General features: G+C 63.3%; 15 protein-coding genes. 9 read left to right on the top strand and 6 right to left on the bottom strand.

The window, feature by feature from the left end; genetic code table 11:
* Positions 1-102 precede the first annotated feature (102 nt).
* Together mfd and RSO67_RS01050 are read right to left on the bottom strand one after the other, a co-directional pair.
* Entirely contained in the window at positions 103-3,621 is a 3,519-nt protein-coding gene (mfd, locus tag RSO67_RS01055; protein WP_315841974.1) for a transcription-repair coupling factor, read from the bottom strand.
* Positions 3,618-3,908 (bottom strand): succinate dehydrogenase assembly factor 2, encoded by a 291-nt coding sequence (locus RSO67_RS01050; protein ID WP_068731648.1) that lies wholly within the window; start codon positions 3,906-3,908, stop codon positions 3,618-3,620. The genes mfd and RSO67_RS01050 overlap by 4 nt, the downstream gene beginning before the upstream one ends.
* Positions 3,909-4,086: 178 nt before the next feature.
* On the opposite strand from RSO67_RS01050, the gene recG reads away from it, so the two are divergent.
* The 5 genes from recG (at position 4,087) to RSO67_RS01025 (ending at position 9,681) form a co-directional block, all read left to right on the top strand.
* Positions 4,087-6,192, top strand: a complete 2,106-nt coding sequence (gene recG / locus RSO67_RS01045; RefSeq protein WP_315841973.1) for an ATP-dependent DNA helicase RecG — start codon at positions 4,087-4,089, stop codon at positions 6,190-6,192.
* Positions 6,193-6,281: 89 nt separating this feature from the next.
* Positions 6,282-6,956, top strand: coding sequence for a response regulator transcription factor (locus RSO67_RS01040; RefSeq protein WP_315841972.1), 675 nt, complete (start codon positions 6,282-6,284; stop codon positions 6,954-6,956).
* A 32-nt stretch (positions 6,957-6,988) separates the two neighbouring features.
* A complete protein-coding gene (locus RSO67_RS01035) occupies positions 6,989-8,317 on the top strand; it encodes a HAMP domain-containing sensor histidine kinase (RefSeq protein WP_315841971.1) in 1,329 nt (442 codons plus the stop codon).
* 138 nt (positions 8,318-8,455) lie between these two features.
* Positions 8,456-9,046, top strand: a complete 591-nt coding sequence (locus tag RSO67_RS01030) for a class I SAM-dependent methyltransferase (RefSeq protein ID WP_315841970.1) — start codon at positions 8,456-8,458, stop codon at positions 9,044-9,046.
* Positions 9,043-9,681: a DedA family protein gene (locus tag RSO67_RS01025; protein ID WP_315841969.1), complete on the top strand. Its 639-nt coding sequence runs from the start codon at positions 9,043-9,045 to the stop codon at positions 9,679-9,681. The genes RSO67_RS01030 and RSO67_RS01025 overlap by 4 nt, the downstream gene beginning before the upstream one ends.
* Before the next feature lie 253 nt (positions 9,682-9,934).
* On the opposite strand, the gene RSO67_RS01020 is transcribed toward RSO67_RS01025, so the two are convergent.
* On the bottom strand, positions 9,935-10,708 hold the full coding sequence (locus tag RSO67_RS01020; protein WP_410001865.1) for a DUF502 domain-containing protein: 774 nt from the start codon (positions 10,706-10,708) through the stop codon (positions 9,935-9,937).
* A 148-nt stretch (positions 10,709-10,856) separates the two neighbouring features.
* Positions 10,857-12,683: a glutamine--fructose-6-phosphate transaminase (isomerizing) gene (gene glmS / locus RSO67_RS01015; RefSeq protein ID WP_315841968.1), complete on the bottom strand. Its 1,827-nt coding sequence runs from the start codon at positions 12,681-12,683 to the stop codon at positions 10,857-10,859.
* A gap of 265 nt (positions 12,684-12,948) precedes the next feature.
* Here glmS and RSO67_RS01010 point away from each other — a divergent pair, with 265 nt between their 5' ends.
* Positions 12,949-13,098, top strand: a complete 150-nt coding sequence (locus RSO67_RS01010; protein WP_158550328.1) for a hypothetical protein — start codon at positions 12,949-12,951, stop codon at positions 13,096-13,098.
* 22 nt (positions 13,099-13,120) lie between these two features.
* Here the strand turns inward: RSO67_RS01010 and glmU are convergent, their stop codons facing one another.
* Positions 13,121-14,473, bottom strand: coding sequence for a bifunctional UDP-N-acetylglucosamine diphosphorylase/glucosamine-1-phosphate N-acetyltransferase GlmU (gene glmU, locus RSO67_RS01005; protein ID WP_315841967.1), 1,353 nt, complete (start codon positions 14,471-14,473; stop codon positions 13,121-13,123).
* Between the two features lie 172 nt (positions 14,474-14,645).
* On the opposite strand from glmU, the gene RSO67_RS01000 reads away from it, so the two are divergent.
* On the top strand, positions 14,646-15,893 hold the full coding sequence (locus RSO67_RS01000; RefSeq protein WP_315841966.1) for a hypothetical protein: 1,248 nt from the start codon (positions 14,646-14,648) through the stop codon (positions 15,891-15,893).
* A gap of 122 nt (positions 15,894-16,015) precedes the next feature.
* Complete coding sequence (locus RSO67_RS00995; protein WP_068730752.1) at positions 16,016-16,396, top strand: hypothetical protein; 381 nt, start codon at positions 16,016-16,018, stop codon at positions 16,394-16,396.
* Here the strand turns inward: RSO67_RS00995 and RSO67_RS00990 are convergent.
* Positions 16,356-18,023 (bottom strand): beta-(1-6) glucans synthase, encoded by a 1,668-nt coding sequence (locus RSO67_RS00990; RefSeq protein ID WP_315844136.1) that lies wholly within the window; start codon positions 18,021-18,023, stop codon positions 16,356-16,358. The two genes, RSO67_RS00995 and RSO67_RS00990, sit on opposite strands and share 41 nt — an antisense overlap.
* Positions 18,024-18,225: 202 nt before the next feature.
* Between RSO67_RS00990 and RSO67_RS00985 the strand changes: the two genes are divergently transcribed.
* Entirely contained in the window at positions 18,226-18,804 is a 579-nt protein-coding gene (locus tag RSO67_RS00985; RefSeq protein WP_175367008.1) for a beta-1-3, beta-1-6-glucan biosynthesis protein, read from the top strand.
* Positions 18,805-18,883: the final 79 nt, after the last annotated feature.

The following is an 18,883-nucleotide window of genomic DNA, read 5'->3' as shown; positions in this document are numbered from 1 at the left end:
CAGCAATGCCGGCGGCTGTTTTGTTTTGCGGCATGCTCTGTCCTCATCCTGAAGAGCCGCACTTTGGCGGCGTCTCGAAGGATGAGGACGGAGCGAAAGCGCCTAGGCCGCCTTCTTGCTCTCCGCGAGCCCCGCCAGCGCGCGCAGGATTTCCGTTGCGCCTTCGAGACGTTCTTCCGGTGTTCCCCAATCCTGCAGGAACACAACCTTCATATCCGGACGAACCTTCGCGGCCTGACCATATTGCCGGATGAAGAACACAAGTTTTTCCGGCTGCGCAAAGCTGTTGTCGCGGAACGTGATGACAACGCCCTTCGGACCGGCATCGACCTTCTCGACATTGGCGCGGCGGCAATAGGCCTTGATGGCAGCGATCTTGAACAGATAGCGGACCTCGTCCGGCAGCACGCCGAAACGGTCGCGCAGTTCGGCGGCGAAGGCAGCGATCTCGTCATCGGTCTCGAGATCGGCGAGCCGACGATACAGCGACAGACGGACCGCGAGATCGGCGACGAAGTCGTCGGGGATCATCACCGGCATGCCGAGCGTGATGGTCGGTGACCACCTGTCGGCGACGGGCTCGGAAATACCCGACTTGAGCGCCAGGATCGCCTCTTCCAGCATCGACTGATAGAGCTCGAAGCCGACTTCCTTGATATGGCCGGACTGTTCTTCGCCGAGCAGATTGCCGGCGCCGCGGATATCTAGGTCGTGCGAGGCGAGCTGGAAGCCTGCGCCGAGGTTTTCCAGCGACTGCAGCACTTTCAGCCGGCGTTCCGCCTGACCGGTGATCTTGTGCGTCGACGGCAGCGTGAACAGCGCATAGGCGCGCAGCTTCGAGCGGCCGACACGGCCACGGAGCTGATAGAGCTGCGCCAGGCCGAACATGTCGGCGCGGTGGATGATCAGCGTATTGGCGTTGGGAATATCGAGCCCCGACTCCACGATCGTCGTGGACAGCAGGATGTCGTATTTGCCGTCATAGAATGCCGACATGATGTCCTCGATGACCGTCGGCGCCATCTGGCCATGAGCCACGGCGACCTTCATCTCCGGCACATGCTTGTCGAGGAAGTCCTTCACCTCGGCGAGATCGTCGATGCGCGGCACCACATAGAATGCCTGCCCGCCGCGATAGCGCTCGCGCAGCAGCGCTTCGCGGATCATCAAGGGATCGTGCGGCGCCACGAAGGTACGCACCGCTAGACGATCGACCGGCGCCGAGGCGATGATCGAAAGATCGCGGACGCCAGTGAGTGCGAGCTGCAGCGTGCGCGGGATCGGCGTGGCCGACAGCGTCAGCACATGGACATTGGCGCGGAGCTGCTTCAGCCGTTCCTTGTGCGTCACGCCAAAGTGCTGCTCCTCGTCGACCACAACGAGGCCGAGGTCCTTGAACTTGATCGACTTGCCAAGCAGCGCATGCGTTCCGACGACGATGTCGATGGAGCCATCTGCAAGGCCCTTCTTGGTCGCCGTCAGCTCTTTCGGCGCGACCAGCCTTGAGGCCTGTGCGACATTCACTGGAAAGCCCTTGAAGCGCTCGGTGAAGTTCTTGGCGTGCTGACGCGCCAGCAGCGTGGTTGGCACCACCACGGCGACCTGCTTGCCTTCCATGGCGACGGCGAAGGTGGCGCGCATGGCCACTTCCGTTTTACCGAAGCCGACATCGCCGCAGATCAGGCGATCCATCGGCTTGCCATGTTCGAGATCGTGCAGCGCGGCGTTGATCGCGGTCTGCTGGTCCTCGGTTTCCTCATAGGGAAAGCGCGCGCAGAATTCGTCATACTGCTCGCGCGGTACGACGATCCGCTCGGTCTCGCGCAGATGCCGTTCGGCCGCGATCTTGATGAGTTCGCCGGCAATTTCCTGGATGCGGTTCTTGAGCTTGGCCTTGCGCGCCTGCCAGCCGGAACCGCCGAGCTTGTCGAGCTCGACATTGGTCGCGTCGGAGCCATAGCGCGACAGCAGTTCGATATTCTCGACCGGCAGGAACAGCTTGGTTTCGTTGGCATAGCGCAGCTCGAGACAGTCATGCGGTGCGCCGCCGACCTCCAACGTCTGCAGCCCGACGAACCGGCCGATGCCGTGCTCCACATGAACCACGATGTCGCCGGCCGCGAGGCTCGTGACTTCCGAGATGAAGTTGTCGAGCTTGCGGCTCGCCTTGCGCGGCCGCACCAGGCGATCGCCCAGAATGTCCTGCTCGCTGATGACGGCGATCTGGTCGGTCTCGAAACCGGATTCCATGCCGACCACAGCCAGCATGGTCTCATTGCGCGGCGTCGCCTGCACCACGCGCCAGGAATTCACCATCTGCTGGTTGAGCAGCTTGTGATCCTTCAGCATGCTGGCCATACGGTCGCGCGAGCCTTCGCTCCACAACGCAACGACGACCTTCTTGCGCTCCACTTGCAGCGCCTGGATATGCGCAACCACGCGCTCGAACACGTTCACGTTGGCGTCGGCACGTTCCGGCGCGAAATTGCGACCCTGCCGCGCCCCGGCATCGACGGCGCCTGCCGTGCCTTCGGGCAATGCAAACGGCGACAGCCGCGCCAGCGCGACATCTTCCAGCCGCTTGTGCCATTCGCTGTCGGTCAGATAGAGCCGCTCCGGCGGCAGCGGCTTGTAGATCGCGCCGCCGCCGGGAATGCCCATGGCTTCGCGGCGGGCTTCGTAATAGTCGCCGATCTGCTTGAAGCGTTCGGTGGCGGCATCCTCGCTTTGCGGCTCGATGGCGACCGGCGTGCCAGGCAAATAGTCGAACAGCGTCTCCATCCGGTCCTGGAACAGTGGCAGCCAGTGCTCCATGCCGGGATGACGGCGGCCTTCGCTGACCGCTTCATAGAGCTGGTCGTCGCGCTCCGGCGCGCCGAACTGCGCGACATAGCCCATGCGGAAGCGGCGGATGGTTTCGGTGATGAGCTGGAATTCGGACACCGGCACCAGATCGAGCGCGCGCATATCGAGCAGCGTGCGCTGCGTCTCGGCATCGAAGGTCCGGATCGATTCCAGACTGTCGCCGAAGAAGTCGAAACGCACGGGCTGGTCGAGGCCCGCCGGAAACAGATCGAGAATGCCGCCGCGCACAGCATATTCGCCGGGTTCGCGCACCGTGCCGGAGCGGGTGTAGCCATTATGCTCGAGCCAGGCGACGATGGAGTCCATTGGCACTACGTGGCCGGGCGCGACCGACAGCGCCTGTGCCGCCACGATCTCGCGGGCCGGCACGCGCTGTACGACGGCGTTGACCGTGGTCAGCACGATCATCGGCTTGTCGCTGCCGGTGAGGCGCGACAGCCGCGCCAGCGTGGTCATGCGATGCGCGAGAATACCGCCATGAGGCGAGACGCGGTCGTAGGGCTGGCAATCCCAGGCCGGGAATTGCAGCACAGGCAGATCCGGCGCGAAGAATTCCAGCGCGCGCGCGAGCTGCTGCATCCGCGGCCCGTCACGGCAGATCACGGTGAGGCTCACCGCCGGCGGCTTCGGCTTGGCCGCAACCGCGCGCGCAAGATCGGCGACGATCAGGCCTTCAGCGCCCTCGGAGACATTGGCAAAGGTCAGCGCACGGCCGGGCGCAAGCTGCGCGGCCGGCGAGGCAACGGGAGATTTCATAGAGGCTTGTCCAGATTCCGGAACAGCTTGATGCGCTCGAACAGCGGCGTGCGGTACTGCTCATCCAGTTGGGTATCGCCGACAAAAGCCGGATAAAGCTCGGGGTCTTCGAGGCCGACTAAGTCTTCGAGCTGCTTGAGTTCGAGGTCCGCCAGAATGCCGATCTCGGCATCCGCGAAGCGGCCCAGAATGAGATCCATCTCGCGCGTGCCGCGGTGCCAGCAGCGGAACAGCAGCCGCTTGCGGCGGTCGTCCAGGCCATTGCTCGATCGTGTCGTTCCCGTCATCTGTCCATCCCGCCCAAAGCCCGCAAACGCAGAAAGCCCGGACGTGCCGGGCAGGCTCATATAGCCTCCGCTTCCGCCCCTGTCAGCACCTCATAACGCATTGCTTTCGCCTTGAAATGCATCCAACTCTCGCAAATACCGTGGTCACCCTGCTGAACCCCAAGTCCTGAGTCGTTTGATGCGCCCTGAAGTGCTCAATCCCCTGTTCGTCCCGGTCACCAGCATGTCCGGCATCGGGCCGAAGCAGGACAAGCTGCTGCGCTTCCTGCTGGACCGCGCCGAGACGCCACGCATCGTCGATCTGCTGCTGCATCTCCCCGTCAGCGTGATCGACCGCCGCGACAGGCCGAAGATCAACGAGGCCGAGATCGGCGCCATGGTGACCCTCGAAGTCATCGTCGATCGCCATCGCGAGCCGCCGCCCGGGCGCTCCCGTGCGCCGCATCTGGTCTATGCCCATGACGACACCGGCACGGTGATCCTGACCTATTTCCGGACCTATCCGGGCCAGATCGAAAAGCTGCTGCCGGTCGGCGAGAAGCGTTACGTCTCCGGCACCACGCAGCTGTTCGATGGCATGCTGCAGATCACCCATCCGGACCGCGTGGTCGACGAGGAAGGCTTCGCCAAGCTCACGGGCATCGACGCGGTCTATCCGCTGACCCAGGGCCTCGCGATCACCTCGCTGCGCAAGGCTATCGCACAGGCGCTGACCAAGCTGCCGGCACTGCCGGAATGGATCAGCCCCGAAGTGATCCGGCGCTGCAAGTTCCCATCGCTGGCGGAGGCGTTGCAGCGCGTCCATATCCCGGTCGAGATCACAGATGTCCTTCCGGAAGGTCCGTTCTGGTCGCGTCTCGCTTTCGATGAATTGCTCGCCGGCCAACTGGCACTGGCGCTGGTGCGTGCGCAACTGCGCCGTCCCGCCGGCGATCGCAATGCCGGCGATGGCCACATCCGCCACAAGATCATCGACGCCCTGCCCTATGCGCTGACGCAATCGCAGCAGCAGGCGACCGCAGCCATTGCCGATGATCTCACCAAGCCGCTGCGCATGCTGCGGCTGCTGCAGGGCGATGTCGGCTCGGGCAAGACCGTCGTGGCGCTGCTGGCCGCCGCAGCAGTTGCGGAAGTCGGCAAGCAGGCCGCATTGATGGCCCCCACCGAAATCCTCGCGCGCCAGCATATCAAGACCATCGCGCCGCTGGCCGAGCGCGCGGGTCTGCGCGTCGCCATCCTCACCGGCCGCGAGAAAGGCCGGGAGCGCAAGGATATCCTCGCGCGGCTTGCCGCCGGCGAGATCGACTTCATCGTCGGCACCCACGCGCTGATCCAGGACGACGTCGCATTCAAAGCGCTCGCATTGGCTGTCGTCGACGAGCAGCATCGCTTCGGCGTCCGCGAACGTCTCACGCTGACCAACAAGGGCAGCGCGGTCGATGTGCTGGTGCTGTCGGCGACGCCGATCCCGCGCACGCTGGTGCTGACTTACTTTGGCGACATGGACATCTCGGAGCTGCGCGAAAAACCTGCGGGCCGCCAGCCGATCGAGACGCGCACCATGTCGGCGAGCCGGCTGCAGGAAGTCATCGACGGCATCGGCCGCGCTGTGGACAACGGCAAGCTGATCTACTGGATCGTGCCGCTGGTGGAAGAGTCCGAAATGGACGGCCCGAAACTCACCAATGCAGAAGAGCGCTTCGAGAGCCTGCAGCAGCGGTTCGGCGACAAGGTTGGAATCGTACATGGTCGGATGAAAGGCGCCGAAAAGGATGCGGCGATGGCGCGCTTTGCTGCCGGCGAGACGCAGATCCTCGTCGCCACCACGGTGGTCGAAGTCGGCGTCGATGTCCCCGCCGCAACGATCATGGTGATCGAGAATGCCGAGCGTTTCGGCCTCGCGCAACTCCATCAGCTCCGTGGCCGCATCGGGCGCGGCTCGGAGGCGTCGACATGCCTCCTGCTCTATCGCGAACCGCTCGGCGAGATCGCTACCAAACGCCTGAAGGTGATCAAGGACTCCACCGACGGATTTCGCATCGCCGAGGAAGACCTCAAGCTGCGCGGCGAAGGCGACGTATTGGGAACACGCCAGAGCGGCATGCCCGGCTTCCGCATCGCGCGGTCCGAAGTCCATGCACAGCTCATCACGCAAGCCCGCGACGAGGCACTGCGGATCCTGCAGGACAATCCGAAACTCACGGGCGAACGCGGCGAGGCGCTGCGCTGCCTGCTGTATCTCTATGAACGCGATGAGGCGATCCCGTTGATCGGTGCGGGATAGTTACTTCGGATCTCCGACGTCGTTCGTAACGTTGACGCAATGTTCCCCACCTAGGTTCGACACTTGGCTTGAGGCGAAAGGGTAGTTGCGTGCGCGTGCTTCTCGTCGAGGATGAACCGGAAATGGCAGCGGCGCTCGCGGCTGCGCTCAAGGGCCACGATATGGTTGTCGACCGCGTGGCGACGATCGGCATGGCCGAGGAGGCCCTGCTCGCCAACAGCTATGGAGCTATCCTGCTCGATCGCCAGTTGCCCGACGGCGACGGGCTCTCGCTGATACCCAAATTGAGAGCGAGTGGCGTGCAGGCGCCCGTCATCGTATTGACGGCACGGGGCGACCTCGCCGATCGCGTGGCCGGGTTGGATACCGGCGCCGACGACTATCTCGGCAAGCCATTTGCGATCGAGGAATTGTTGGCGAGGCTGCGCGCTGTGCTGCGCCGGCCAAGCGACATGCCGGCCGAAATCCTGCAACTCGGTCACCTCACCTACAGCGCCGAACACCGCCAGGCGAGCGTCGCCGGTGTCGCCATGACTTTGCCGCGTCGCGAGTTGCTGGTGCTCGAAACGCTGCTGCGGCGCTCTGGTCGGACTGTCGCTCGATCCACCCTCGAAGAAGCGGTCTACGGCTTCGACGACGAAATCCAGTCCAACGCCCTCGATACCCATGTCTCGCGCCTCCGCCGCAAACTGGCCGACGCCAGCGCGGGTGTGGAAATTCACGCCATTCGTGGCATCGGCTACCTCATCAAGCGCACACCATGAACCGAGTTCGCCGCAAATCATTGCGATGGTTGTTGGTCAGTCGCCTCGTCGGCCTGCAGGCGCTGATGGTGACCGGACTGGTGTTGACCATCGTGGGTGTGTTGTGGGGCGGCGGCTATATCGTCTCGCTGGAGCCCGAAGACGAGACCATTAGCGTGATCGAGAACGCCATCGCGCGTGACCAGGCCGGCGCCATGATCGTGCGCAACACGCCCGCTCTGGCGCAGCAGCGCGCCAGCATGCCAGAACTGTGGTTTCTCATCAGAGACAAAAACGGCAATCGCGTCTCGCAAGGCCATGTACCGCCCGAATTCGCCCGCATTGGCGATGCGCTCGATGATGTCGGTCAAGCCCGCCTCGGCTGGAATATCGGCGATGCTCCGCGCGCAACGGCCCGCATGCGCTGGGTCGGCAGCGCCGCAGGCCGCGTTCAAATTCTCACCGGATCCGGAGGCACCGTGCCCTGGCACCGCTTCGCCGCCGCCATCGCAACGCTGTTTCTCAGCGTGGTGCTGCCGATTCTCGCCGTAATGGCCCTGACGACTCTCGTCGCCACGCCCATCGTGGTCAGGCGGGCGCTGCTCGGTCTCGGCCACGCGGCAGCGCAGGCCAAACGGATCGACACCGACAAACGCGGCGCGCGCCTCACGCTGGACCAGGTGCCCAACGAGATCGTTCCGCTGGTCGTGGCCATCAACGACGCGCTGCGCCGCCTCGACGAAGGCTTCGATCGTCGCCAACGGTTTCTGGTCGATGCCGCCCATGAATTGCGGACGCCGATTGCCATCCTGCAAACCCGGATCGAGTCGACCGAACCCGGACCGCACACGACGCGTTTGCTCGAGGACGTCCGCCGTCTGTCGACGCTCGCCGACCAACTGCTGGACACCGAACGGTTGAAGCAGACTGCCACACCGCAGTCGGATATCGACCTTGTCGAGGTCGCGCAGCATGTGACGTCGGATCTTGCGCCGCTTGCCATCGCAGCAGGATACGAAATCGCATTCGAGAGCGGTGTGAAGCAGGCCCCTTTGTCAGGAGATCAAGGAGCACTGGAGCGCGCACTCGCGAACCTGATCCACAATGCGATCGAATACGGCGGACGTCGCGGAAAAATAGTCGTCAGCGTCACCGCGTCTTCGGTCTCGGTGACCGATGAAGGCCCCGGCATCCCACTGAGCGATCGCGAACGCGTCTTCGAGCCGTTCTACCGGCTCAATAGCGGTTCGCGCGGCGCTGGCCTCGGACTCAATCTGGTTCGCGAGATCGTTCGGCTCCATGACGGCATGATCGATATTCAGGACGGCCCGAACGGCGGCACGCGCGTCACCATGGCCTTCGGCTTGCGGTCCCGACGCTAGCAGCGATGCACGTTGAATATCGTCGCCGCTTTATTGCAGCATCAAAGACATCACGTCATGTTCGCTCAATCTCCACTGCACATACCATGACACTGCCGGCGACCGTCGGTGTCGATGCATTTGCAATGGATAGTTCACATGACTGCAAACGGCCTCCTGCTCTTCTTCCGATCGCTCGCATCAGCCCCCCGAACCGTCGGAGCAATTGCACCGTCCGGGTCTGCCCTCGCCAATATGATCACCCGCGATATCAACGGCGCGACCGGCAAGGTGCTCGAACTCGGCCCCGGCACCGGCGTCTTTACGAAAGCACTGCTGAAGCAAGGTGTGAAGGAAGGCGATTTGACGCTCATCGAATATGGCTCGGACTTCATGCGCCTGTTGCAGCGACGATTTCCGCGCGCGCGGGTGCTGTGGATGGACGCTTCATGGATCGCGCCGCAAAACGTGTTCGAACCCGCGACGTTCGGCGCCGTCGTCAGCGGACTTCCGTTGCTGAACATGGCACAGAACAAGGTCGATGCGATCCTGGCCGGTGTTTTCAACAGCCTTCGGTCCGACGGCGTGATGTATCAGTTCACCTACGGGGTTCGCTGTCCGATCAGTCATCTGCAACTCCAGCAATTCGGCCTCGAGGCGTCCTGTGTCGGTCGCGCGCTGATGAACATTCCGCCGGCCTCGGTCTATCGCATCACGCGGCGCCGGTCCGTCGCCCAGGTGGCAGAATGAGCGCGATAGCGACAGAACTCGCCGATCTTCTGATTAATTGCGTCCACATTGGTCCTGTCGGGATCATCGGGCTTGGCATCGCCGAGAAACTGTTTCCGTTCGTGCCGTCTTATGTCGCATTCGTGGTCATCGGCATCGTTGTCGCTGCGAAGCAGAGCGACCTCGCATCGGCCATCCTCGCACTCGCGATCGGCTCAACGGCCGGTTCGCTGTGCTGGTATGGCGTCGGCCTGATCCTGGGAGAACGGCGCAGCGTGACATTCGTCAGACGCTTCGGTCCCTATATCGGGCTGACGCCTGCCCGCTATCAGCGTGCGGCGAGTGCGTTTCAGCGCAACCTGGTCGTGATCCTCGCGGTCGGCCAGACGCTGCCCGTGATCAGGGTCTATATGGCTATTCCCGCAGGGGTGCTCGGTGTGCCCCTCGCGCGATTTCTGCTGGGAACGTTTATCGGCAGTCTCGCATGGGCCGGGCCACTGCTCGCCCTCGGCTTCTGGGTCGGAGACCATAATTCGGACCCCGCCTTTGCGGGACTGATCGTCGTGGCGACGTTGATCGGACTGGAAGCGCTGATCGTATGGGGCTGGCGCCGCTTCAACCGACGCACGTCACGACGCCGTCCGGCAGCCAGCTAGAACTCGGTCATGGCCAAAACGGCCGTCCGAAGCGGGCCGGACTGAACCCGGAATCCCGCCCTACGCTCGTCATTCCGGGGCGCACGAAGCGGCGCAGTCGCGTAGTGCGAACCCGGAATCTCGATATGTTTGGCGCTGTCGGAAATTCCCATGCTGAGATTCCGGGTTCGCGTCCGGCAAATGCCGGCCGCGCCCCGGAATGACAGTGGGGGCATCCTGTTTGACAGTTGAATTCGACGAAGCCGTGGGCGCCTCAATCCACCCTAGCCGGCTGCTTCGCTGGCGGCGCATTCGCTACCCGCGCCGCATTCGCCATCTCGGCCAAAGCCGCGATCTTCTTCTGCGAGTCGGAACCCGGTTGGACGACGCCCGCCGACATGATCAGCGTCGCGGCATCCTCGGCGGACATGTCGATGTCGATGATCTTGCTCTTCGGCACATAAAAGAAAAAGCCGGTGGTCGGATTCGGCGCACAGGGCAGGAATACCGAGATGTGCTCCTCCTGCCCCGGCAGGCTCTTCGCCACTTCGGTGCTTGGCGGCTGCGAGATCAGCACGATCGACCACATGCCCGGCGACGGGAATTCGACGAGACCGACTTTACGGAAACTCGATCCCGACCCCGAGAACAATGTCTCGAACACCTGCTTCAGCCCGCGATAGATCGCGCGCACCACCGGCATGCGGCCGAGCAGGTTTTCGCCGAGATCGACCAGCGAACGACCGATCAGGTTGGCGGTGAGGAAACCCAGCAGCGTCAGCGCCACGAAGGCGACGATCAGGCCGGAGCCCGGAATGCCATAAGGCAGGTATTGTTCGGGCCGATAGGCCTCCGGTACCAGCGGTCGCACGATCGCATCGACCCAGGTGACGAACCACCAGGTGAGGTAAAAGGTAATCGCGACCGGACCGGCAACGATCAGGCCGGTGAGGAAATAGTTGCGGATCCGGGCCATGAAGCCGCGCGGCGCCTCGGGTGGCGGGTCGCCAGCGGGCGGAGTCAACGGCAAATCGGGGCGTTCCATCAGCGTTTCAAATCCATCTGGCGCGGCGCGCGAAACCGCGCCGTCAGTCCTTATGGGTATCCTAGCAGGATTTCGCCAGTGCGGGGGAAGCCACTTGTACGGCGCCAGGCGGCCAAACCGGCCACCTGCGACAATCTTGCCGCTCGCCGGCCTATTCTACCGTGACCGACTTCGCCAGATTACGCGGCTGGTCGACGTCGGTGCCCATCACGACGGCCGTGTGATAGGCGAGCAACTGCACCGGCACGGCATAGACCAGCGGCGTAAAGGCTGCGTCCATGTCCGGCATCACGATGGTCACCATGGAGTCCACGGTGGCCTCCTCCACGCCCTTGGCGTCGGTCATCAGAATGATGTTGCCGCCGCGTGCCGCGACCTCCTGCATGTTCGACACGGTCTTGTCGAACACCCGGTCATAGGGCGCGATCACAACCACCGGCATGGTCTCGTCGATCAGCGCGATCGGACCATGCTTGAGCTCGCCGGCCGCATAGCCCTCGGCGTGAATGTAGGAGATTTCCTTCAGCTTCAGCGCGCCCTCCAGTGCCAGCGGATAGCTGGTGCCGCGGCCGAGATAGAGCACGTCCTTCGACTTGGCGATGTCGCGCGCCAGCTTCTCGATCGCAGCTTCATGCGTCAGCGCGTCGGTCATCAGACGGGGGACCTTGACGAGACCGTGAACCAGTTTGGCTTCGTCGGCGTCGGACAGCTCGCCGCGGGCCTTGCCGGCCGCGATCGCAAGCGTCGCCAGCGCCATCAGCTGGCAGGTGAAAGCCTTGGTAGAAGCCACGCCGATTTCCGGACCGGCCAGCGTCGGCATCACGGTCTCGCTCTCGCGCGCGATCGTCGAGGTCGTGACGTTGACGACAGCGAGCGTGTGCATGCCCTGCTCTTTGGCGTAACGCAGCGCTGCCAGCGTATCGGCCGTCTCGCCGGACTGTGAGATGAAGATCGCCAGATCGCCCTTGCGTACCGGGGCTTCGCGATAGCGGAATTCAGATGCCACATCGACTTCGACCGGCACGCGCGCAAAGCGTTCGAACCAGTATTTAGCGATAAAACCCGCGTAGCTCGCAGTGCCGCAGGCGGTGATCGAAATGCGCTGGATGTCCTTGAAGTCGAACGGCAGCGTCATCGGCAGCGCAACGCGCTCGTTCGCCAGATCGACATAACGCGCCAGCGTGTGACCGACGACTTCGGGTTGCTCGTGAATTTCCTTGGCCATGAAGTGGCGATAGTTGGCCTTATCGACCATGAAGGCCGACGCGCCGGATTTCAGCACGTCGCGCTTCACGACCTTGCCGGATTCATCGTGGATCTCGCAGCCCTTGCGGGTCAGCACCACCCAGTCACCGTCTTCGAGATAGCTAATGTCGTCGGTGAACGGCGCCAGCGCAATCGCGTCGGAACCAAGATACATCTCGCCGTCACCGTAGCCGACTGCAAGCGGCGAGCCCTTACGGGCGCCGATCATCAGGTTGTCGTGATCCTTGAACACGAAAGCCAATGCGAACGCACCCCTGAGCCGCGGCAGCGCCTGCTTCACGGCATCGACCGGCGATGCGTCCTTCTGCAGATAGAAACTGACGAGGTGCGCGACGACTTCGGTGTCGGTCTCGCTGGCGAATTTAGCGCCGCTCTTTTCGAGCTCGAGACGCAATTCGCGGAAATTCTCGATGATGCCGTTATGCACGACCGCAACGCCTTCGGCGGCATGCGGATGCGCATTGGCTTCGGTCGGCTTGCCATGCGTCGCCCAGCGCGTGTGACCGATGCCGATATGACCTGCGAGCGGCGACTTGCCGAGCTTGGCTTCGAGATTCTTCAGCTTGCCTTCGGCGCGGCGGCGATCGATATGCGCGCCTTCCAGTGTGGCAACGCCTGCGGAATCGTAGCCGCGATATTCGAGGCGCTTCAGCGAGTCCACGATCTGGTCAGCAACCGGACCGCGTCCCAAAATTCCGACGATGCCGCACATGCGGTGAATCTCTCCAAGTGGTATCAAATTGCCCAGAAATACTGGAACTCTCTTAGCGAGAATCGCAAATCGACTGTTACTCAATAATTATTGCCGATTGAGACAAGTTACCGCGGTTGTAGGGGCATTTTGCGCGACGCGTTTAACAAACCATCAACGTGTTTACGGAAGCATCTACGCCTGACCGGAGTAGACGTCCATGTGGGAGGAGCGAGACCCAAGAGCCCCCCGATCGATCGCCGGATCACGGCTGCGACATGTCGAGATGTCGCAGAGCAAACTGGCGCATTGGCCGCCGCCGCAGCGCGATATTGCGGTGAAACCGCATGTCGCCGAGCCCCATACGCCGCAGGAAGAAATTGTCGCCAAGCGTCCGATCCGCCGCGGCTGGCACCTGAAGACCCCGGTGACCTGACGTCACCGCGAACACCGCGCGCTCACTTCGGCTTCTTGTTCGCCGCGTTCTTGTCGCGGAAGCGCTTGCCCCAGCCTTCCTTCATCGACACCGCGTTGCGCTCTACCGCAAGCGCATCGTCCGGCACGTCGCGGGTGATCACTGAGCCCGAACCGATATAAGCGCCGGCACCGATCTTCACCGGTGCGACCAGCGACGAATTCGAACCGACAAAGGCGCCGGCACCGATGACTGTCTTGTGCTTGTTGAAGCCATCGTAATTGCAGGTGATGGTGCCCGCGCCGATATTGGCGCCGGCACCGATATGCGTGTCGCCGACATAGGTCAGGTGGTTGACCTTCACACCCGCTTCCAGAATGGCCGCCTTGGCTTCAACGAAGTTGCCGATGCGCGCGCCCTCGCCGACCGACGTTCCCGGCCGGATGCGCGCGTAAGGACCGATCGAGGTCTTCTTGCCGATGGCAGCCTGCACGATGTGCGAGAAGGCGTGAATGACGGCGCCGTCGGCGATGCTGACGCCGGGCCCGATCACCACATACTGCTCGATGGTGACATCGTTGCCGAACGTCGTATCGGCCGCGAGATGCACGGTCTCCGGTGCGACGATGGTCACGCCGGCATCGAGCGCAGCCTTGCGCAGCCGCGCCTGCATGATCGCTTCGGCTTCCGCGAGCTGTGCCTTGGTGTTGATGCCGCGGACTTCGTCCTCACTGGTCTCGATCACGCTCGCCCGCAAGCCCATGCTGCGCACGATCTCGACGGCATCGGTGAGATAGTATTCGCCCTTGCTGTTGGATGTGCCGATCTGCTCGATGATTGCAAGCGCGGTCTTGCCGGCGAATGCCATCACGCCGGCATTGCAGAGATCCACCTCGCGTTCGGCCGGTGTGGCATCCGCATGTTCACGGATCGCGACCAGTTGATCGCCGTCGACCAGAAGCCGGCCATAGCCGGTCGGATCGGCCGCGCGAAAGCCGAGCACGGTCAGTGCAGCACCAGCCTTCAGCGGCGCACGCAAACGCTCGAACGTCTCGGCCGAAATCAGCGGCGTGTCGCCGAAGGCGATCAGCAGATCGTCCGCGCCTTTGGCAATGGCGTCCTTTGCCGCCAGCACGGCATGAGCGGTGCCGAGACGCTCATGTTGAACGAATGTTGCGGCATCGGGCCGCACCCGCCTTGCTTCATCCGCTACGTCCTGGCGATCGGGACCGACAACGACGGCCAGCGCAGAACCTGCACCATGAGGCGCCGCCGCGAGCACATGGCCCAGCAGCGACTGGCTGGCGACCTGATGCAGCACTTTCGGCGTCGAGGACCGCATCCGCGTTCCCTCGCCGGCCGCGAGCACGATGGTGAGGCTGGTTCTGCCCGTCATCCAGAATCCCCGTTGTGGCGGCGCTTATGCGCCGCGGCCGTCTTAAATGGTTTTGGGCCAATCTGGAAACCGGTTTGGCGCGCCGTGTGGCCCGACAACCTCAGGTTCCCGCCGGTTTCCTGATAATGTTGAACTGTGATTCGCAGGGGCGATGGGGCGACGCAGACGTCGAATGGCGGATAAGCACGACAAGTGGGCCGATACTCTCTCAGCCGAGCATAGTGGCTGGCTGACCGGATTTCTGGCTGAGGAAGACAAGGTCGACCGTCGCATGATGTGGCGTCTGGGCTCCTGGGGCGTTGCCGCGGTGGGCGCGGTGGTGATTGCCATTCTGGCCAGCCAGTCGCAGGTCCAGTTGCGCCGCGATCAGGTCGCGACATCGGAGACATTTGCGCGGCAGTCGCAGCAGATCCAGCTCGTCGCCAAGGAGACCCAGGCCGAGGCCCGGCGCCTGACGCTGGCCATCGAGACGCTGAACAGCGACCGTGACCGGCTGTATGCCCGCGTTACCTCGGTGGAACAGGGGCTGGATTCAGTCACCGGATCAATCAAGCGCCAGACCATTCCGGCACCGACAACCGCGACAACGACGCCAGCACCAGCGCCGCAGCCACCTGCCACCGCATCCGTCGTTGCCCCGCCGGCAGCCACCGAGCCAAAGCCGGCGGCAGAACTTCCGAGCATTCCGTCGACGCCGGTCATCGGTCCCGTGGCTGTCATCGCGCCGCCTGCCGAAACGACACCCGCCAAACCGGCGCAAGTAGCGGCTTCATCGACAATCAATCCACCACCCTCTGCGCCGCTCGTTGCATGGAAATCGATGACGGCACCGCCCGATGCCGCGGCCGCCAAATTGAGCGAACCGGCATCGACTATCGAAGCTCCTCCGGCCGCTCCGGAGACAACGGCATCGGTTCAACCGGCCGCGCCCGAGCCCGCCCCCGCAGCCGTCGAAGCCGTGGCGACGCCGGTCGCCCGCACGGAGTTCGGCGTTGATATCGGCGGCGCGAATTCGGTGGACGGCCTGCGCGCGATCTGGCGCGGCATGTCCAAGTCTCGCGCGCTGAACGGACTGCGCCCGATCATGATGGTGAAGGAACGCCCGACCGGACTTGGCATGCAACTGCGCCTTGTTGCTGGTCCACTCAGCGATGCTGCAGCCGCCGCGAAGATCTGCGCCGCCCTGACCGAGAGCAGTCGACCCTGCGAAACGTCGATCTTTGATGGCCAACGCCTTGCTGCGAAAGCCGAGACGGCACCCGCGGAAGCTGCGCCCGTACCAGCCAGACCGGCGCCACGCAGGCGCGCCGCGCCCAAGCCACAGGAACGCACCGAACAAGCGCCGCCGCCCAAGCCCGTTGAAGAAGTTGCGCCGCCCAAGCCGCAATCGTCGCTGACCTCGTTCCTGGGTCTGCGTTAAAGACCAAAAGATCAGATTTTCAATCTCTTGGCGTGCGCGGCTAAAGTGTTATCTAGGTCCGATCTCTCACCGCGACCGCATGCCGGGTTGTTCCGCACCGCGTTTTGAACCATGGTTTCCGCATGAAAAAAGATCCGTTCAAGCTCACCGCCCGTCAGGTGCAATGGCTTCTCATCGTCGGCTTTCTGTCCGTCGGCTACGCCATCTATCTGCGCTATCTGGCTATCGAATTGTCGACGACGGCGCTCGCCTGCGACGCCGGCCTGCAGAGCACCCTGTGCAAGAGCCGGCTGGTGATGACCTATCTGTTCAAGAATTCGGTGTTCGGCATCGCCGCGATCGTCATTGCCACGCTGAATCTGCTGCGGCCATCGATCGTGCTGATCACCGTCGCGCTGATCGCAGCCGGTTTCGGGATCGTGCTCTACAATGTCGCCCTGTCGGGCATCGCGATCGGCCTGCTTATTCTGGGCTTTGCACGGCCCGCGCCCGCCACAGCGTGATGCCGAACAGCAGATAGATCGCGCAGGTCCACAGCGACTGCCAATTATCCGGCCCTTCGTTGAAGCCGATATACACGGCCGACAGCACGAGCACTCCGGCAAACACCGACTCGGCGATCGGCCGTACGCCTTCCTGCGGACGGTTGACGGCCATTAGTCCCGCAAACGGCACGACCGCCATGGTCAGCGCCGCGAACGGAAAGTCGCGGTAACGCGGATCGAACACGAAACCGAGCGCGGTCTCGGCGCCGATCAGCGCCGCCACAGCCAGGGTCAGCCCAAGCAGGACGGTCGACCATGAACGGGCCAGGAACCGGCTCGGCCCAACGAGTTCGAGGAAGGTTGGCAGCGAGCGGCCGGACATCGTCGCATAGGCGCACAGCAGCGGCGACGCGACACCGGCGGCCAGCAGCGCGCTCCACTGGATCCAGCGGCCGACGCCATAGCTTTCATAGATCAGCTTGTCTGCGGCAACGCCCAGCAGGACGCCGGCCACCGTGGCCGATACGGCAACGGTTAGCCAGGCCGACAGACGCGGCGACCATGGCCGTCGACGGAGCGTCAACATACCCGTCACGAAAACCAGGAAGCTCAGGCCCATGCCGAGCCCCATCTGCAGCTTCCACGACGGATAATTGGTAATCGGAACGCCCGGCGGATACTTCAATTCGCGCGGCTCATCGTAGATCAGGCCCCAATAGCCGCCGACTGTACCTTCAAGGTCGCGCTTCCACGGCTGGTCATAGGCTTCGATCAGATTGACACGGAATCCCTCACGCTTGGCCAGATCGAGGATTTCGGACACGACCCGTGCCTGGTTGGTGCGCGATGGCAACGCGCCATCGCGCATCCGCCCGGCGCTCGGCCAACCCGTTTCACCGATCAGGATTTCCTTGGATGGAAACGCCACGGCAAGACGCTTGCGGATCGAGTCTACATGGGCGGCGGCGCTCTTCGCGCGAATCGGGAAGTCCTCCCAATAGGGCAGGATGTGGATCGTGACGAAATCGACCGCGTCATAGATCTCGCGATTCTTCAGCCAGAACTCCCAGACATCGGCATAGGTCACGGGAATCTTGCCGACCTGCGCCTTCACCGAGCGGATATTGCCGACGAGATCGGCAGCCGTCATTTCGCCGCGCAACAGCACCTCGTTGCCGACGACCACGCTGCTGATCACGTTCGGAAAGCGCTTGGTGAGGTCCACGACGCCGGCGATCTGCGCCAGGTTCTTGAGCCGGTTGCTCCCGAGCCAGACGCCCTGAATGACCTTCAGTCCGACCTTGCCGGCCAGTTCCGGCACCTGGTCGAGACCGTTGTCGATCGAGTAGGTCCGCACGCATTTGGTGATCTGCGCCAGTTGCGCCATGTCGGCGGCAATCTGGCTCGCCGGAATGATGGCGGTCGAGTTCAGCGGCGTTTGCTCGCCGCGGAACGGCGCATAGGAGACGCACTCCAGTTTGGCGGCGGGATCAATCGGCGCGCGCACCAGCGTGACCGGCGTGGCGAGCCACCACCAAACCGCTGCGATCGTACCAAGGGAAAGGATGAGAAGCGCCAGCGGCGTGCGGGTGGAAATTGGTTCCGTCCTCCAAAGTCGTCCGTCGATTAGCCGGTCATCGCCGATCTGCCAAGTGCGTCATGCCGGCAATCACGGACTCGTCGGCCCGAGACGCCACGAAAATCAGACAAACTTCCGGCGTTGCTGGACAAAATCAAAAATGTCCGTCATGGGATTCAGCCGTGGTCGCCGCCGTATTGGGGGCCCATTTAAACGGCATCTGGCGAGGGCGTCAGAACTGCCTGGCAGCCAACTTATCGGGGACTTTATGCGTCGACTGGTGTTCGGGTTCCAATCTGCGGTTCTGCGTTGTCTCGCCGTTCCAGGCCTTGCTCTGCTGCTGGGTGTTGGCTGCGCGTTGGCCCAGAGCGGGCCAGTTCGCGCACAGGATCAGAAGCCTGCGGCAAATGCGCCCGTGACGCCTGCCGACGTTGCCCGTGAAAGCCAGAAGAAGTCCGACGAATTCGTCGAGGCGACCCAGGCGATCAATGGTCCTGCTGGCAATCCCGAATGCGTCTGGCTTGGCCGCCGCGTCGTGGTGCTGATGTGGCGCGACGATCTCGACACCGCGTTCCGTCACCTCGATCTCTACGACCGATTCGGCTGCCCCGGCGGTCATGTGCAGGCGACGTTCCGCTGTCTGGTCAAATTCGGCCCGCTGATCGATCCGAAAATTGCGGACAGTCTCAACAGCCGCGTCCATGGCTGCTGGATCAATCCGAATGCGCAGCCGCAGCCTGCCGCGCTGAGCCAGCCCGCAGCGCCTGCGCCTGCCGGTGGCGGCGCAGCAGCGCCGGCGGCCGCTCCGCAGCCGGACGCCAAACCGCCTGCTGAAGCGCCGAAGTAATGTGGCGCGCCCTGTTCAGGCGGCATTCAGCTGGCGGCGCGTAATCGCATTTGAATAATGGTGCCGCCCTCAAAAGGCC

The sequence above is a fragment of the Tardiphaga sp. 709 genome, from assembly GCF_032401055.1.
In the GTDB taxonomy this organism is placed as follows: Bacteria; Pseudomonadota; Alphaproteobacteria; order Rhizobiales; family Xanthobacteraceae; genus Tardiphaga.
This window is presented reverse-complemented; position numbering and strand designations above follow the sequence as displayed.

Bases quoted from the DNA above. Each gene is read 5' to 3' on its own strand.
- RSO67_RS01030 (WP_315841970.1), top strand. From the start codon at position 8,456: ATGACTGCAAACGGCCTCCTGCTCTTCTTCCGATCGCTCGCATCAGCC.
- glmU (WP_315841967.1), bottom strand. From the start codon at position 14,473: ATGACGGGCAGAACCAGCCTCACCATCGTGCTCGCGGCCGGCGAGGGA.
- RSO67_RS01000 (WP_315841966.1), top strand. From the start codon at position 14,646: ATGGCGGATAAGCACGACAAGTGGGCCGATACTCTCTCAGCCGAGCAT.
- RSO67_RS01010 (WP_158550328.1), top strand. From the start codon at position 12,949: ATGTCGCAGAGCAAACTGGCGCATTGGCCGCCGCCGCAGCGCGATATT.
- recG (WP_315841973.1), top strand. From the start codon at position 4,087: ATGCGCCCTGAAGTGCTCAATCCCCTGTTCGTCCCGGTCACCAGCATG.
- glmS (WP_315841968.1), bottom strand. From the start codon at position 12,683: ATGTGCGGCATCGTCGGAATTTTGGGACGCGGTCCGGTTGCTGACCAG.
- RSO67_RS00985 (WP_175367008.1), top strand. From the start codon at position 18,226: ATGCGTCGACTGGTGTTCGGGTTCCAATCTGCGGTTCTGCGTTGTCTC.
- mfd (WP_315841974.1), bottom strand. From the start codon at position 3,621: ATGAAATCTCCCGTTGCCTCGCCGGCCGCGCAGCTTGCGCCCGGCCGT.
- RSO67_RS01050 (WP_068731648.1), bottom strand. From the start codon at position 3,908: ATGACGGGAACGACACGATCGAGCAATGGCCTGGACGACCGCCGCAAG.
- RSO67_RS00995 (WP_068730752.1), top strand. From the start codon at position 16,016: ATGAAAAAAGATCCGTTCAAGCTCACCGCCCGTCAGGTGCAATGGCTT.
- RSO67_RS01025 (WP_315841969.1), top strand. From the start codon at position 9,043: ATGAGCGCGATAGCGACAGAACTCGCCGATCTTCTGATTAATTGCGTC.